This is a genomic window from Brevundimonas poindexterae (assembly GCF_020524625.1).
Taxonomy (GTDB): domain Bacteria; phylum Pseudomonadota; class Alphaproteobacteria; order Caulobacterales; family Caulobacteraceae; genus Brevundimonas; species Brevundimonas poindexterae_A.
Genome location: NZ_JAIVLL010000001.1, coordinates 560,911 through 577,422, shown reverse-complemented (window position 1 = coordinate 577,422; position 16,512 = coordinate 560,911). Strand labels below are relative to the sequence as shown.

At 67.7% G+C, this 16,512-nt stretch carries 12 protein-coding genes; 6 read left to right on the top strand and 6 right to left on the bottom strand.

From position 1 onward, the window contains the following. Window positions 1-3 precede the first annotated feature (3 nt). A complete protein-coding gene (locus tag LC068_RS02975; protein ID WP_226634427.1) occupies window positions 4-1,221 on the top strand; it encodes a serine hydrolase domain-containing protein in 1,218 nt (405 codons plus the stop codon). Between the two features lie 3 nt (window positions 1,222-1,224). Here the strand turns inward: LC068_RS02975 and rsmA are convergent, their stop codons facing one another. The 6 genes from rsmA to LC068_RS02945 all read right to left on the bottom strand — a co-directional run bounded on the left by rsmA (window position 1,225) and on the right by LC068_RS02945 (window position 9,246). Further along, complete coding sequence (rsmA, locus tag LC068_RS02970; RefSeq protein ID WP_226634425.1) at window positions 1,225-2,034, bottom strand: 16S rRNA (adenine(1518)-N(6)/adenine(1519)-N(6))-dimethyltransferase RsmA; 810 nt, start codon at window positions 2,032-2,034, stop codon at window positions 1,225-1,227. Further along, entirely contained in the window at window positions 2,031-3,026 is a 996-nt protein-coding gene (gene pdxA, locus LC068_RS02965) for a 4-hydroxythreonine-4-phosphate dehydrogenase PdxA (protein WP_226634422.1), read from the bottom strand. Before pdxA ends, rsmA begins: the two co-directional genes overlap by 4 nt. Further along, on the bottom strand, window positions 3,026-4,345 hold the full coding sequence (locus LC068_RS02960) for a peptidylprolyl isomerase (protein WP_226634419.1): 1,320 nt from the start codon (window positions 4,343-4,345) through the stop codon (window positions 3,026-3,028). Before LC068_RS02960 ends, pdxA begins: the two co-directional genes overlap by 1 nt. Window positions 4,346-4,482: 137 nt before the next feature. Next, window positions 4,483-6,966 carry an LPS-assembly protein LptD gene (locus LC068_RS02955; RefSeq protein WP_226634416.1) on the bottom strand — a complete coding sequence of 828 codons (2,484 nt, stop codon included), beginning with the start codon at window positions 6,964-6,966 and terminating at the stop codon, window positions 4,483-4,485. 22 nt (window positions 6,967-6,988) lie between these two features. Beyond that, the gene (lptG, locus tag LC068_RS02950) at window positions 6,989-8,110 is read right to left on the bottom strand and encodes an LPS export ABC transporter permease LptG (protein WP_226634413.1); all 1,122 of its coding nucleotides are present in this window, start codon (window positions 8,108-8,110) and stop codon (window positions 6,989-6,991) included. Further along, entirely contained in the window at window positions 8,107-9,246 is a 1,140-nt protein-coding gene (locus LC068_RS02945; protein ID WP_226634411.1) for an LptF/LptG family permease, read from the bottom strand. The genes lptG and LC068_RS02945 overlap by 4 nt, the downstream gene beginning before the upstream one ends. Window positions 9,247-9,386: 140 nt before the next feature. On the opposite strand from LC068_RS02945, the gene LC068_RS02940 reads away from it, so the two are divergent. From LC068_RS02940 to rpoB, 5 genes are all read left to right on the top strand, one after another. After that, the gene (locus tag LC068_RS02940) at window positions 9,387-10,862 is read left to right on the top strand and encodes a leucyl aminopeptidase (protein ID WP_226634409.1); all 1,476 of its coding nucleotides are present in this window, start codon (window positions 9,387-9,389) and stop codon (window positions 10,860-10,862) included. 22 nt (window positions 10,863-10,884) lie between these two features. Beyond that, a complete protein-coding gene (locus tag LC068_RS02935) occupies window positions 10,885-11,346 on the top strand; it encodes a DNA polymerase III subunit chi (protein ID WP_226634406.1) in 462 nt (153 codons plus the stop codon). Window positions 11,347-11,426: 80 nt separating this feature from the next. Further along, the gene (locus LC068_RS02930) at window positions 11,427-11,684 is read left to right on the top strand and encodes a hypothetical protein (RefSeq protein WP_226634404.1); all 258 of its coding nucleotides are present in this window, start codon (window positions 11,427-11,429) and stop codon (window positions 11,682-11,684) included. Between the two features lie 62 nt (window positions 11,685-11,746). Beyond that, window positions 11,747-12,025 carry an I78 family peptidase inhibitor gene (locus tag LC068_RS02925; protein WP_226634401.1) on the top strand — a complete coding sequence of 93 codons (279 nt, stop codon included), beginning with the start codon at window positions 11,747-11,749 and terminating at the stop codon, window positions 12,023-12,025. 299 nt (window positions 12,026-12,324) lie between these two features. Beyond that, a complete protein-coding gene (gene rpoB / locus LC068_RS02920; RefSeq protein ID WP_226634398.1) occupies window positions 12,325-16,440 on the top strand; it encodes a DNA-directed RNA polymerase subunit beta in 4,116 nt (1,371 codons plus the stop codon). Window positions 16,441-16,512 lie beyond the last annotated feature (72 nt).

Below are 16,512 nucleotides of genomic sequence, written 5' to 3'. Positions count from 1 at the left end.
CGGATGAAGCCCACCCCGATTCTCGCCGGTCTCGCTGTTCTCGTCCTACTCGGAGGCGGCCTGTGGGCCGGCCTGTCCGGCTTTGGCGCAGGCGCCGCCGCACCCGAGGTCGAGCAGGGCCCCACACTCCCGCCGCGGCCGCCGGTGACGGTGGTCCAATCGCTGCCCCGGCTGCAGGCGACGCTGGAGGACATGGCCGAGCGGGGCCGTTTCACCGGCGGCGTTCTGGTCGCGCGTGGCGACGAGGTCCTTTTCCGACAGGTCTACGGCATGGCCGACCGCGAGGCGGGACGCCCCTTCACGCTCGAGACCCCGTTCCGGCTGGCCTCGGTCAGCAAGATGTTCACCGCCGCCGCCCTCCTGCGCCTGCAGGACGAGGGCGTGCTGAGCGTCGACGATCCGGTCTGCCAATGGATCAAGCCGTGTCCCGAGGCCTGGGCCGACATCCGCGTGGGCCATTTGATCTCGCATCAGTCCGGCATCCCCGACCTGATGCAGCGGCCCGGCTGGGGAATCCGCCGCACCACCCCTGCCACGCTGGATGAGCTGACCTTCGACAGCAGCCAGTACCGGCTGGAGTTCGAGCCGGGCACCGACCTGCGCTACAACAATGCCGGCTTCAATCTGGCGGCAGCGGTGGTCGAGTCGGCGACGGGGCAGGATTTTCACAGCTGGCTGAGCCAGACCTTCTTCCAGCCTCTTGGCATGACCCGGACCGGCTACGACGTCGTGCCGGGTCTGGCCATGGGCTATGCGGACTTCCCCGCCGGCATCACCCCCCAGCCCGAGGCCAATGTCAGCATCATCCCGGGTGCCGGGGCCCTGTCCTCCACGCTGGACGACCTGCTGGCCTGGGAATGGGCGCTGCACCGCGGCGGCCTGCTGAGTGACCGGTCCTATGCGGCCATGATCGCCGACCATGCCCCGCTCGATACGCCCGACGAACGACGGGGCGGGCCGCGTCGGCTGTGGGGCTATGGCCTGTTCAGCCGCTCACTGGGGCATCAGGTCGAGCCGGCCTTCGAGGACCGCCAGATCTATCACACGGGCAGCTGGTCGGGGTTCCGCAACATGGTGCTCTGGCAGCCCGACGCCGAGATCGTGGTGATCGTCCTGTCGAACAACTATCACCGCCGCGAAGAGGTGTTCCTGATCAGCCAGCAGGCCATGGCCGAGGCGCTGGGCCGGCCGTATCCGGAGCGGATGGCCCCGCGCGATTGAACCTCAGGCGAGCGCGTCGGCGAGGCGCAGGAAGCCTGCCACATCAATGGTCTCGGCCCGGGCATCGGGCTCGATGCCGGCCGCCTCGCACAGGGTCGCGCCCCCCAGCGGCTTGAGGCTGGAGCGCAGCATCTTGCGACGCTGGCCAAAGGCCGCACCGGTGACCTTTTCCAGCTTGCGGATGCGCGCATCGGACAGGCGCTCCGCCAGCGGCCTCAGGTGCACCACGGCCGAGGAGACCTTGGGCGGCGGGGTAAAGGCGGCGGCCGGCAGGGTCATCACCATGCGCGCCTCGCACAGGGCCTGGCTGATGACCGCCAGTCGGCCATAGGCGGCGTCGCCCGGCTGGGCCACCACGCGCTGGGCGACCTCCTTCTGGAACATCAGGGTCATCGATGCGGGTGTCCACGGCCCGGTCAGCCATTTGATCAGCAGGGCCGTGCCGACATTGTAGGGCAGGTTGGACACCAGATGCGCCGGGCCCCCGGCGATTATGGCCTCGTCGACCTTCAGGGCATCCGCCTCGACCAGCGTCAGCCGCCCGGAGCCATCGTCCAGCTCGGCGAGCAGGGGCAGGAATCGGGCGTCCTTCTCCACCGCGATGACCCGCCCGGCGTCGCTCTCGAACAGGGCGCGGGTCAGGCCGCCGGGACCGGGGCCGACCTCGATCACCGTGTCGCCCGCGAACGGACCGGCCAGCCGGACGATCTTGCGCGTGACATTGAGGTCCAGCAGGAAATGCTGGCCGAAGCTCTTCTTCGCCATCAGCCCATGGGCGTCCAGCGTCTCGCGGAGGGAGGGCAGGTCGCTCATGCCGCTGCGGCCCGGCGGTCGGCCATGGCACGCGCCAGCTTTACGGCGGCGATCAGGCTGTCGGGGCGGGCCACGCCGCGCCCGGCAATGTCAAAGCCGGTTCCGTGGTCGGGCGAGGTACGCACGATGGGCAGGCCCAGGCTGACATTCACCCCGCCCCAGAAGTCGAGCGTCTTCACCGGGATGAGCGCCTGGTCGTGATAGAGGCACAGCACGGCGTCATAGGTCTGCCGGGCCTCGTCGTGGAACAGGGTATCGGCCGGCCTCGGGTCGCTGACGTCGATGCCCTCGTCCCGCAAGGCGCGGGCCACGGGGATCAGAACCTGCTGTTCCTCAAGCCCGATGGAGCCGCCTTCGCCGGAGTGCGGGTTCAGGCCCGCCAGCGTCAGACGGGGCCGGGCGATGCCAAAGTCCCGGATCATCGCCTCATGCACCACGCGCGCCACACGGCTGACGCGCTCGGCCGTCACCAGCTCGGGCACCTGGGCCAGCGGCGTATGGATGGTGACCAGACAGGCGCGCAGGTCCCGCGCCGTCAGCATCATCACCGGGCCGCGCGTCCCCGGCCAGGGCACGTCCGCCGTCAGATCGGCGATGAACTCGGTGTGGCCCGGAAAGCGGAACCCGGCCTTGTACAGGGGGGCCTTGGCGATCGGGGCGGTGACGACGCCCGCGACCTGTCCGTCAACGGCCATCCGCACGGCGGTCTCGATCCAGCCGGTGACCGAGGCGGCATGCTCCGGGCGGGCATGACCCGGCGTGGCGGGCGAGGGCAGGGGGTGGTCCAGAACCGGGATGGCTTCACCGAACACGGCCTCCGCCTCATCGGGCGTGGCAACCGCCGTGACCGGAGCGTGCTCGGCCATCGAGGCCGTATCGCCGACGACCACAAAGGGGGCCGGGGCGGCGCGCCAGCACGCGGCGATGATCTCGGGGCCCACACCGGCCGGTTCGCCCATGGTCAGGGCGAGCGGCGGCACGCGCCCGGCCATCACTTCATCTCGATCAGGGCGTCGGCGCGCAGGTCACGCATGTAGCGGCGGCCCAGCATGGACAGGTTCGACCGCTGCAGACGGGATTCGACCTCGCGGTAGCTGGGCATTTCAGCCGTGCCGAGGCGACGTCCGCAGACCCCGACCAGATGCAGGCCCAGGGGCGTGCGGATCGGCTCGCTGATCTGTCCCACCTGCGCCTCGCGGGCGAAGGGCTGGAACTGAGGCGCAAGGCTCAGCACCTCGGTCTCGCCAAGGTCCGAGCCTAGCAGGCCGGTTTCCGAGGTGGCACGCGCCACCATGGTCTCGCAGGTCAGCGAGGGGCGGATCGACATCAGGCGCTGGGCCGCAGCCTCGACCTGCGCGTCCGTCGCATCCGGCGACAGCTCGACCATCACCTGATTGAGGCTGACGAGGCTGGAGGCCGCGCCGTCCCGCTTGTCGCGCATGTAGATGATGTAGACGCCGCCATCGACGACGATGGGGTTCGACAGCTGGCCGACATCGAGATTGTCCATGGCCTGCTGCACGGGCGGAGGCACTGAGCCCTCGACCACCCAGCCGGCGTCACCGCCGCGCACGGCCGACGGCGCGGCCGAGAACTGCTGGGCTACGGCCTGGAAGGGCGCGCCCTGGATCATCTGCTGGATCAGCTGCTGGGCACCGGTGATGGCCTGCTGCATACCGCCGACCCGCGCGCCTTCGATGTAGATCTCGCCGATCAGGTACTGCTTCTTGGTGGCGGCTTCCTCGTACTGGCGCAGGGTCTGCTCGACCTGGTTGCGGCTGACGCGGGCCCGGCTGGCGAAGCGCCCGCCGACCAGCTCCCGCCAGCCGATGGCCGTGCGGATCTGCTCGCGGATCGTGCTGGGGTGAATGCCCGCCTGGGCCAGCGCCTGCATGTACTGCTCGGGCGTCAGATTGGCCTGCTGGGCCATGGCCGCGATCTCGGCATCGACCTCTTCATCGGTGATGATCAGGGTCGGGTATTTGGCGATCTCCTGGGCCTGGAGATGCTCCTCGATCAGCATGTCGAGGGCTTCGCTCTGGATCTGGGCGACGTTCTCGGCGGTCGGCTGGACCTCGCTCATCACGATGAGCAGCAGCATGCGCTGGCGCAGGTCATAGCCCGTGATCACCCGGTCATTGACCGTGGCGACGATGCCGTCGGCGATCTGGAACTGGGGCTCCTGCGCGCGCGGCTGGGCCGGGCGGTCGGCCGCGGGGTTCAGGGTACCGGCGGAAACAGGCGGCTGGGTCTGGGCAAGGGCCGGTCCGGCCACGGCCAGGAGTGCCGCTGCCGCGATCACTGTACGCATGAAACGCATGGTTCGTTCTGATTCCTCATACCGGTTCGGTGCAGGCGCCGTCGGCAACTCGCCCCGCATCAACTCAGCCCCGTATCAACGTAGTTCGGCGTCAGGTCAAACCCGCGAGCGCGCGTCCGGAACCCTGCCTACCAGCGCCTGTCATTCCGGTCATAGCCTGACCCTCCAAAAGTGGCGAGGTTTAGGCGGATGTAGACGCCCTCGGACGGGCCGCTGGGGCGAACCCGCGTGTTGTCGCGCCGATACCCCAGTTCGAACCGGAAACAGTCGTCGTCGAACAGCAGGCCGACCTCGGATCGGGTGATCAGGTCCCGCTCCAGATCCATCACCCCCGTGCCGGCGATGCCCCAATTGCCCCAGATGAACTGCTGGGCCTGAAGTTCCACGAACTCATAGTTCCGGTTCAGCGGGCCGCCGAGCGGGTTCGACCGGTCGACGATATAGGTCACGGTCGCGCGGTCGCGGCGCCGCCAGGTGGCATCCACGGAGGCCTCGGCGCGGCGCACATCGCCCGAGTCGTCAAAGGTCGCATGGCCCCAGCCACGGATGCCGTCAGTAGCCGTGAAGCTGCCCTGCACCACCCAGTCCGAGGACGACGAGGCCAGCCCTGTCGGGTCGTAGAGAGCGGGCACGGCCGGAAGCGTCGGATCGGGCAGAACCGCCAGCAGGCCCGGCTCGTCATCATCACGCCAGCTCTTGCCGATGAAGATCGAGGCCTCGCGTGCCGGCCCCCAGTGATAGGTCGTGCGCGCGCCCAGCGTCAGGCGCGCACCCCCCTCATACAGGTCGAACCCGGGGAAGCGGTCCATGCGGAACAGGGAGCCGGCGTCCAGCTCCAGCGTCTGGCTGTCCTCGTTGGGGATGCGCGGATCGAGGTCGCTGGCGGTCGAGATCGACAGCTGGGCATGCGGCTCGACGATCAGGTCTCCGCCGCCGGCCAGCGGTTTCACCAGCGGGTAGCGGATATCCAGACCGGCGCTCAGGCGGCCGCGGCTGAGGGTCTCGGACCCGCTGTCGAACGGCGGCGGCAGGTCGTCGAGAGAATACAGATCGACCCGGCCGTCCACGAACGGCTCCCAGATGACCCCGGCGCGGCTGACCATCGCCCGGCGCCAGTCGAACCGGCCGGTGACGCGACGGCTGTCCACGCCTGACAGGCCTGCTGGCACGGGATCGGGTACCACTTCAGGCCGCAGGATCGGCGAGCCGACATAGTCGTCACGGAACAGGGCGACCGAGGAGCCGCTCAGCCTCAGCCGACCGCCCAGCACGGGGCTTTCCGGCTCCCACCGCGCGGTGATCAGGGGGGCGACGAAGGGCAGGCTGCTGTCGGCCTCGAACACGTTCAGTCCAGGCGCCGCCTCATTGGCCACGGCGATCCGCAGGCTCTGGATGTCGAAGGCCGCGGCCGAAACATAGCTGCGCCGCGTCTGGCGCTCGGCGTAGATCTGGCTGATCAGGCGTCGCTCATCCCCATAGTAGAGGCCGTTGTCCTGATAGGGATTTCGGATGTCATAGCGGTCGAACAGCGTCTTGTCCGAGGTGCGCTCGACCGTGAAGCCCCAGCGCCACGGCCCGTCCGGGTCGAACCGGCCGTGGGCCAGCAGATAGCTGCGGTGCTCGCGGTCCAGCGGGGTCGGCACATCGTCGATGCCATCGTCGTCGATGTCGAAATCGCCGAACGTCCGCTCATAGGTATAGCCCCCGCGTGCCACGATCGTGCCGTCGGCGAACCGGCGCCGCCATTGCAGGTTCAGCAGCGGCAGGACCTCGGTGTTCAGCTGGGGACTGATCAGCCAGTCCTCGGACGGCGACACCACGATCAGATAGGGCTGCTCATACGACAGGCCGCGTTCCTGATCGAACTCGATGATCGGCACCAGCAGGCCGCTGGCCCGCTCGACGGTCGGATCGGGGTGGCCAAAGTAGGGCAGATACAGAACCGGCACTCCGCCGATCTTGAAGACCGCGTTCCGGTACAGGATGGCGCGCAGGGCCTCGTCCTGGACGACCCGCTCGGCCTGGATCGAGATGCTGGGTGTCTTGGGCCGCCCTTCCTCGTCACAGATGGGGCAGGGGGTGAACAGCGCGTAGTTCAGCTCGTTGAGCGTTTCCGAGCGCCGGACCGCCGTGGCCGCCATCAGGCTGGCGCCGTTCTCGAGCCGGGTGGCAAAGTCGACGGCGACGCCGGTCTGCAGATCGTCTTCCAGCTCTAGCAGCGAGGCATAGACGACCGTCCCGTCCGGAGCGACAAGCTCGACCTGGCCCTCGGCCGTGGCCGTCTGGTTCGCCAGGTCATAGGCCACGCGGCGCGCCTGCAGGGTGTGGTTCCGGAAACGGGCAAAGACGCGCTCGCCGTCCACCGTGCCCTCGGCCGTCAGGACATCGCCGTCGCGCGAGACGCTGCCCGCGTCCATGTAGACCGCCTCGGGCGCCAGACCGTCGGCGGGCGCGGGGGGCGTGGCGTCCTGGGCCAGGGCCTGGCCGGCCAGAAACAGGGGCGCGCAGGCCAGGCTTGCCGCACCGGCCAGCAGGCGCCCGCGCAGGGCGCCGCGCTTCTGGCGGCCGGGCCGGGCGGCCGCTGGGCCGGACGAAATCCTGTCTTGCTTCACATCAACCTCGAACGGGGGCGGCTCAGCCGTCCTCCGTATAGAACAGCAGGGTGAAGGCTGCGAGCCCGGTCAGAACCGGAGGCAGCCAGGCGGCCAGAAAGGGCGGAATCACTTCCGCCGTGCCGAAGGCCGCGAACGTCTGGTTCACGAAGAAGAAGGCGAAACCGAGGATGACGGCCGCAATCGACATGCGCGCCAGATCCCCCAGCCGCATCAGGCGGAGCGAAAAGGCCGCCGCCAGAATCGACATGGCCGCAAACATCAGGGGCGTGGCCAGCAGCTGGTGCAGCCGGAGGCGATAGGCGGTCGAGGAAAAGCCGGCCTGTTCGACCCGCTGGATCTGGGTCGGCAGGGCCCACAATGAGGTCGACTGCGGTCGGGCGAAGCGGGCGAAGGCTTCATTTGTCGCCAGACTCGAGGGCAGGTCCAGCCGCGCATAGGACACGGCCCGCTGGCCTGTCTGCGCCCCTACGGCGTCTACCAGCCGCCAGCTGCCGGCGGTCAGCGAGGCCGAGGCGGCGTCCAGCCGTTCGACGAAGCTGAGAGCGCCGTTTTCGCCAACCGTATAGATGAAGAAGGTCACGCCGGTCAGGCGCGCCCGGGCCCGGTCCTGCTGTTCGGCGCGAATGATCATCTGGCGCTGGCTGTTGCCTTCGCGGATCCAGACGGCTTCGGGACGGTCGCTTTCCACGGGGGCGGCTGACAGACGGGTGCGCTCGCGTTGGAAGACCCCGTCGCCCCAGGCCGCCACCGGACCCAGCACGGTGATGGTCAGGATGCCGAAGATCAGGGCGGTTCCGGCAGCCGGAAGCACGAACCGCCAGGCCGACAGTCCAGCCGCCCGCATGGCGATCAGCTCGCTGCGCCGGTTCAGGCCCACATAGGCGGCCAGCGTCCCGAACAGGAAGACGAACGGCATCAGCTGCAGAATCACGGCCGGCGACTTCATCGCCATCAGGCCGAGGATGCGCAGCGCCGACAGATCGACGTCCGAGCCGACGCCCCGCGAAATCTCCACGAAGTCGATCAGCATGATCAGGCTGGCGATGATGGCCAGGGCGACGGTCAGCGACCGGGCCTGCTGGATCAGCACATAGCGTTCGATCCGGCCGAGGCTGAACAGGCGGGGAGGACGAAAGCTCATGCCCGGGCGCTCCCCGGCATCAGGGCGCGCCAGTCGAACAGGTCCAGCCTGCGTCCGCGCCTCGGGGCCCGGAACAGCATGGCGACCGCCAGGGCCGTGACCACGAGGGGAAAGGCGTACTGCAACAGGTTCAGCCAGGGCGTCCACGCGGCGGCGGCCACCACGCCGTAGCCCAGGATCCGCACCAGCAGGAATACGGCCGCCGCCTTGGCCACGCGGATGCCATAGCCGGTGCGGCTGAACGACCCCGCCAGGATCGCCGCCAGCGCCAGCGCCATGGCGGTCAGGGCATAGAGCGGCGACGCCAGCCGCGAATGCCCCTCCGCCAGCAGCTCATTGCGGGTGCCGACCGAGGGGATCATCTCCGGCCGCGGCATGAAGAGGTCACTGAGCCCCAGATCGGAAGGCTTGAAGCGGGGCTGCTCGGCCCCCTCCGCATAGCCGCCCAAGGGGAAGACATAGGTGTCGAACGACAGCAGGTTCAGCACTCCGGCCGAGGAGAACTGCTGGCTCGACCCCCCGATCAGGGTCAGCACGGGCTCACCGTCCACGCGGCCAAAGCGGGCCTCGGCGGCGCTCCAGGTCTGGGTCGTCTCGCCGTCCCGGATGTAGATGAAGAGGTTTTTTAGCAGGCCGTTCTGCTCGATCTCCTGCACATAGACCGTCAGGCCGTCGCCGCTCTGTACAAACTCGCCCTCGCGCACCAGCAGCGCGGCCAGATCGGACCGCACGGCAAAGGCCTCGGTCCGCGCGGTGGTCTGGGACCAGGGCTGGATGACCAGATTGATGAGCAGGCCCAGCGCCATGACGATCACCGCCAGCTTGGCGGCCGGCCGGATCAGAGCCACCCGGGTGATGCCTGCGGCCTGAGCGGCGGTCAGTTCCTGCTCCCGCTGCAGCCGGGTCAGGGCCACCAGGGCCCCGACGAACAGGCCGATCGGCAGGATGACGCCCAGCAGCTGGGGCACGGCCAGCAGCGTCAACTTCAGCATCAGCCACAGGCTCTGGCCGCGCTCGACCACGAATTCCAGCTGCTCCAGGCTCTGGCTCAGCACACCGATTCCCACCAGCGCGGCACACGCCCCGGCGACCGGCAGCAGCAACTGGCGAAAAAGGTAGCCTTGAATCAGCGTCATCGGTGGGAAAATTTCGCCCGGTTGCGGGCCGTGTCGATAACGCGCATCTAATACACATCGAGGCGGTCGGAAGAAACGGAACGCCTCTTTTTGTATTGTGTAACCGGGAACCGGGCCGTTCGCCCGCGTGGGAGTGCTTCATGAACATCGCCTTTGCTGCCGATCTGGGACAACCGCAGGCTCTGGCCCTGCTTGTCGGGGAGGGCCGCAAGCTGTGCGACGGCGGCAAGGCCCTGGACGGCCAGTCCGGCGGCACCTTCGAGCGCGCCATGCAGTCCGGCCGCTTCACCGGCGGCAAGGGCAAGACGCTCGTCGTGTCGGCTCCGCATGGGCTGGACGCGTCGGTGGTCGTGCTGGCCGGCGTGGGCAAGCGCGACGAGCTGACGGATCTGGCGATCGAGGAAGCGGCGGGAGCGGCCTTCCACGCGGTCAAGATGAGCGGGGCTGAAACCCTGACCGTCGATGCCCGCTCGTTCAGCGCCGAACAGGCCGCCCGCGTGGCCTTCGCCATCAAGCTGGCTGCCTATCGCTTCGACAAATATCTGACCCGCCAGAAGCCCGAGAAAATCCCGTCGGTGACGAGCCTGACCGTGGTCTGCGCCGATGTGAAGGCCGCCGAGGCGGCGTTCCAGCCCCTGTCGGCCGTGGCCGACGGCGTGATCTTTGCCCGCGACCTGGTCTCGGAGCCCGCCAACGTCCTCTACCCCGAAGAATTCGCCAGCCGTTGCAAGGCGCTCGAATCGCTGGGCCTCGAAGTCGAGATTCTGGGCGAGAAGGAGCTCGAGAAGCTGGGCTTCCGGACCCTGCTCGCGGTAGGCATGGGCAGCCGCCGCGACAGCCACGTCGCCATCATGAAGTGGAACGGCGGCAAGTCGGGCGATGCGCCGTTGGCCTTCGTCGGCAAGGGCGTCTGCTTCGACACGGGCGGCATTTCGCTGAAACAGCCCGAGGGCATGGAAGACATGAAGTGGGATATGGGCGGCGCGGCCGCCGTGTCCGGCCTCATGCACGCGCTGGCGGGCCGCAAGGCGAAGGTCAATGCGGTGGGTGTCATCGGCCTTGTCGAGAACATGCCCGACGGCAATGCCCAGCGCCCCGGTGATATCGTCAAATCCCTGTCGGGCCAGACGGTCGAGGTGCTGAACACCGATGCTGAGGGGCGCCTCGTTCTGGCGGACTGCCTCTGGTACACCCAGGACCGCTTCAAGCCGAAATTCATGATCGATCTGGCCACCCTGACGGGCGCCATGATCGTCGCGCTGGGCATGGACTACGCCGGGGTGTTCTCGAACGACGACTCGGTGGCCCAGCCGATCCTCGACGCCGGCGCCAAGGTCGACGAGAATTTCTGGCGCATGCCGATCCCGGATCAATACGACCGTCACATCGACTCGCCCGCCGCGGACGTGAAGAACATGGGCAACGGCCGCGCCGGTGGCTCGATCACCGCCGCCCTGTTCCTGAAACGCTTCATCAACGACACCCCCTGGGCGCACATCGACATCGCGCCGACCGCCTGGGTCAGCAAGAGCCAGCGGTCGACCGTGCCGGACGGCGGCGTCGGCTTCGGCGTGCGCACGCTCGACCGGATGATCGCCGACACCTACGAGGGCTAGGGCAGGCGAGGGGCCGGAAGCCATGGCCGGTCAGGGCCCGCAAATCTGGTTCTACCACCTCGAACGGTCGGGTCTGGAGCAGGTGCTGCCGACCTTGCTGGACAAGGTGATGCAGGCTGGCCTGCGGGCCCAGGTCCGGGTCGCCGACACAGACCTCGCCCGGCACCTGGGCGAGGCGCTGTGGACCTGGCGGGACGACAGTTTTCTCGCGCATGGCCACAGTTCCGACCCTCATCCCGGGCGACAACCGATCCTGTTCACATCAGGAACCGACAATGTGAACCAGGCTCAGGCCCTGTTCATTGTCGACGGATCAGACTTTGGGCCGACGGAGGATTTCCAACGGTGTTTCATCCTATTCGACGGTCAGGACGAGGCGGCGCTGATGCAGGCGCGAGAACGCTGGAAGGCGCTCAAGGCCGCGGGCGCGGACATCAGCTACTGGCGGCAGACGCTGGAGGGACGCTGGGAAAAGGCGGGCTGATCCTGGCGGCGCTGGCCCTCGGCCTCAGCGCCTGTGCCCCGCCCGAGCCCCTGCCCACCCGCCCGGTCGGCGTGGTGGTCGTGCCCGACGCGCCTGCCGGCCGGACGCCCTATGCCGAGGCGGCGGTCGAGGTTCAGGACCCCAATGACCTGTGCCGCGCATCCTCCCTCCAGTGGCTGGTCGGCAAGGACCGCAGCGAGATCCCGGTGCCGGTCGACCTGACCAACCGGCGGGTGGCCTGCACCACCTGCCCGCGGACCGAGGCCCATTCCCCGTATCTGCTGAACATTCTCTACGACGCCGAAACCAACCGGGTGACCCAGGTCAGCTGCGGCTGAGGGAACCGGCTGGTCCGGCGCGCCTTAGCCCTTCGACAGTCAAAGCATGGAGACCCACGATCATGATGCGTACCGCCCTTCTGACCGGTAGCCTGGCCGTTCTGGCCGCCTGCGCCCCGACGCCGGACACCGCCATGCCCGGTGGCGCGACCGACACCTGCGGGGCCGCGCAGAACCAGAGCCTGATCGGGCGCAACATCGCCGCCGTCAGCTTTGCTGCCGATGCCAATGTCCGCACGGCCTGCACCACCTGTGCCGTGACCATGGACTATCAGGCGGACCGGATGAACGTCTTCTTCGACCAGGAGACCGGCATCATCGAGCGGGTGACCTGCGGCTAGTCCGCAGGAAATTCACCGGGGGCCTTTATTTCGTCGGAAAAGCGAGTATATCACCGCGTTCCGCACAACTCTGTAACGAGTCCGCGCGACAGCGCCGAGGCCCGGTCCGTTGCCCTCCGACCGGTGCGAAGGCGCGCTCCTCCCCAAGGGAGCCGACATGACTGGTGTCCTGATCGCAGAGGCCCGCGGCCCGCGATCGAGGGTGGACACCGACATCCGTAAGGCCCGGGACCGCCGTCGGCGGCCACGGGTCATTGCTTTGACTGCGGGCCGTCCGGCCCGCCGATTGGGAAACAGGAATGGCCAAGTCCATCGACGGTCTCGCCCACGCGGCTCAGATCGCCTCCGCCACGTCGTTCACCGGCAAGAAGCGCATTCGCAAATCCTTCGGTCGCATCCCGGAAGCGGTGCAGATGCCGAACCTGATCGAGGTGCAGCGCGCCTCGTACGAACAGTTCCTGCAGCGCGAAGTGCGCCCCGGCGAGCGCATCGACCAGGGCATCGAGGCGGTCTTCAAGTCCGTCTTCCCGATCAAGGACTTCAACGAGCGCGCCGTGCTCGAATACGTCTCGTATGAGTTCGAGCCGCCGAAGTACGACGTCGAGGAGTGCATCCAGCGCGACATGACCTATGCCGCGCCGCTCAAGGTCAAGCTGCGCCTGATCGTCTTCGAGACGGACGAGGAAACCGGCGCCCGCTCGGTCAAGGACATCAAGGAGCAGGACGTCTACATGGGCGACATCCCGCTCATGACGGACAAGGGCACCTTCACCGTCAACGGCACCGAGCGCGTGATCGTCTCGCAGATGCACCGCTCGCCGGGCGTCTTCTTCGACCACGACAAGGGCAAGACCCACTCGTCGGGCAAGCTGCTGTTCGCCGCCCGCGTCATCCCGTACCGCGGCTCGTGGCTGGACTTCGAGTTCGACGCCAAGGACATCGTCTACGTCCGTATCGACCGTCGCCGCAAACTGCCCGCCTCGACCTTCCTGATGGCGCTGGGCATGGACGGCGAGGAAATCCTCAAGACCTTCTACGACACCGTGCCCTACGAGAAGCGCGGTGACACCTGGGTCACGCCCTACAAGCCCGAGCGCTGGCGCGGCGTGAAGCCCGAGTTCGACCTGGTCGACGCCGACACCGGCGAGGTCGTCGCTCCGGCCGGTACAAAGATCAGCGCCCGCGCCGCCAAGAAGCTGGGCGAAACGGTCAAGTCGCTTTCGCTGGCGTCCGACGCCCTGGTGACCAAGTATCTGGCCGCCGACGCGGTCAATATGGAAAACGGCGAGATCTTCGCCGAGGCCGGTGACGAGCTGGACGCCGCCACCATCGACCTGCTGGTCGAGAACGGCTTCACCACCCTCGACATTCTGGACATCGACCACGTCACGGTCGGCGCCTACATGCGCAACACCCTGCGCGTGGACAAGAATTCGAGCCGCGAGGAAGCGCTGTTCGACATCTACCGCGTCATGCGTCCGGGCGAGCCCCCGACCCCGGAAGCGGCCGAGGCGATGTTCAACTCGCTGTTCTTCGACTCGGAGCGCTACGACCTGTCCTCGGTCGGCCGCGTGAAGATGAACATGCGCCTGGAAAGCCCGGAAGTCGGCGACGACGTCCGCGTGCTGCGCAAGGAAGACGTGCTCAAGGTCCTGCAGATCCTGGTGGGCCTGAAGGACGGCCAGGGCGAGATCGACGACATCGACAACCTGGGCAACCGCCGGGTGCGTTCGGTTGGCGAGCTGTTGGAAAACCAGTACCGCGTCGGTCTGCTGCGCATGGAGCGCGCCATCAAGGAGCGCATGAGCTCGGTCGATATCGACACGGTCATGCCGCACGACCTGATCAACGCCAAGCCGGCGGCCGCGGCCGTCCGTGAGTTCTTCGGCAGCTCGCAGCTGTCGCAGTTCATGGACCAGACCAATCCGCTTTCGGAAATCACCCACAAGCGCCGCCTGTCGGCGCTTGGGCCGGGCGGTCTGACGCGCGAACGCGCGGGCTTCGAGGTCCGCGACGTGCACCCGACCCACTATGGCCGGATTTGCCCGATCGAAACGCCGGAAGGCCCGAACATCGGCCTGATCAACTCGCTGGCCACCCACGCCCGGGTGAACAAGTACGGCTTCATCGAAAGCCCCTACCGTCGCATCAAGGACGGCAAGGCCACTGACGACGTCGTCTACATCTCGGCCATGGAAGAGGCGAAGCACGTCATCGCCCAGGCCAACATCGAGCTGAAGGCCGGCGAGATCGTCGAGGACCTGGTCCCGGGCCGGGTCAACGGGGAATCGCAACTGCTGGCCAAGGCCGACGTCGACATGATGGACGTGTCGCCCAAGCAGGTGGTCTCGGTCGCTGCGGCCCTGATCCCCTTCCTGGAAAACGACGACGCCAACCGCGCGCTGATGGGCGCCAACATGCAGCGTCAGGCCGTGCCGCTGGTCCAGGCCGACGCCCCGCTGGTCGGCACCGGCATGGAAGCGGTCGTGGCCGTGGACTCCGGCGCGGTCGTGGTCGCCAAGCGTGACGGTATCGTCGAGCAGATCGACGGGACCCGGATCGTGGTGCGCGCCACCAACGAGGCCGACGCCGGTCGTTCGGGCGTCGACATCTATCGCCTGTCCAAGTTCCAGCGTTCGAACCAGTCGACCTGCATCAACCAGCGCCCGATTGTGCGCGTGGGCGATACGGTCAAGGCCGGCGACGTGATCGCCGACGGCCCGTCGACGGACCTGGGTGAACTGGCGCTGGGCCGCAACGCCCTCGTCGCCTTCATGCCGTGGAACGGCTACAACTTCGAGGACTCGATCCTGATCTCGGAGCGCATCGTGCGCGACGACGTCTTCACCTCGATCCACCTCGAGGAGTTCGAGGTGATGGCCCGCGATACCAAGCTGGGGCCGGAAGAAATCACCCGCGATATCCCGAACGTCGGCGAGGAAGCCCTGCGCAACCTCGACGAGGCCGGCATCGTCGCCATCGGCGCCGAGGTCCAGCCGGGTGACATCCTGTGCGGCAAGGTCACGCCCAAGGGCGAGAGCCCGATGACCCCGGAAGAGAAGCTGCTGCGCGCGATCTTCGGCGAGAAGGCTTCAGACGTGCGCGACACCTCGCTGCGTCTGCCGCCGGGGGTCGCCGGGACCGTGGTCGACGTACGCGTCTTCAACCGTCACGGCGTCGACAAGGACGAACGTGCGGTGGCCATCGAGCGCGCCGAGATCGAGCGTCTGGGCAAGGACCGGGACGACGAGCTCGCCATCCTGGAGCGCAACGTCTACGGCCGTCTGAAGCCGCTGCTGCTGGGCAAGAACGCCACCTCGGGTCCGAAGGGCCTGGGCCGCGGCGAAGTCACCGAAGAGAAGCTGGGCGGCCTGTCGCGCGGCCTGTGGTGGCAGATCGCCCTCGACGACGAAAAGGCGATGGGCGAGCTTGAGGCCATGAAGAAGCAGTTCGAGGACGCCCGCAAGGCGCTCGACCGCCGCTTCGAGGACAAGGTCGAGAAGCTGCAACGCGGCGACGAACTGCCCCCGGGCGTCATGAAGATGGTCAAGGTCTTCGTGGCCGTGAAGCGCAAGCTGCAGCCCGGCGACAAGATGGCCGGCCGTCACGGCAACAAGGGCGTCATCTCCAAGATCCTGCCGATCGAGGACATGCCGTACCTGGAAGACGGTACGTCGGTCGACATCGTGCTGAACCCGCTGGGCGTGCCCTCGCGCATGAACATCGGCCAGATCTTCGAAACCCACCTCGGGTGGGCGGCTGCGGGCCTCGGCAAGCAGATCGCCGGCCTGCTGGATGACTGGCAGCACGGCGGCCAGAAGAAGGCCCTGATCGAACGTCTGACCGACATCTACGGCAAGGACACCCCGCTGCCTGACGATGAAGAGGACCTGATCGAACTGGCCCGCAATCTGTCGAAGGGCGTGCCCTTCGCCACGCCGGTCTTCGATGGTGCCAACATCGGCGACATCGAGCGCCTGCTGGTCGAGGCCGGTCTGGAGAAGTCGGGACAGTCGATCCTGTACGACGGCCAGACGGGCGATCGCTTCAAGCGTCCGGTCACGGTCGGCTACATCTACATGCTGAAGCTGCACCACCTGGTGGACGACAAGATCCACGCCCGCTCGATCGGCCCGTACTCGCTGGTCACCCAGCAGCCGCTGGGCGGCAAGGCGCAGTTCGGCGGACAGCGCTTCGGCGAGATGGAGGTCTGGGCGCTGGAAGCGTACGGCGCGGCCTACACCCTGCAGGAGATGCTGACGGTCAAGTCCGACGACGTGGCCGGCCGCACCAAGGTCTACGAGGCCATCGTCCGCGGCGACGACAGCTTCGAGGCCGGCATTCCCGAGAGTTTCAACGTGCTCATCAAGGAAATGCGCTCGCTGGGTCTGAACGTGGAGCTGGAGAACGGCTGATCCGGACATCAAGGCCCTCTCCCGCGCGGCGGGGGAGGGCAGTCCGCCTCCCGAAGCCCTCTCCTCATTGAT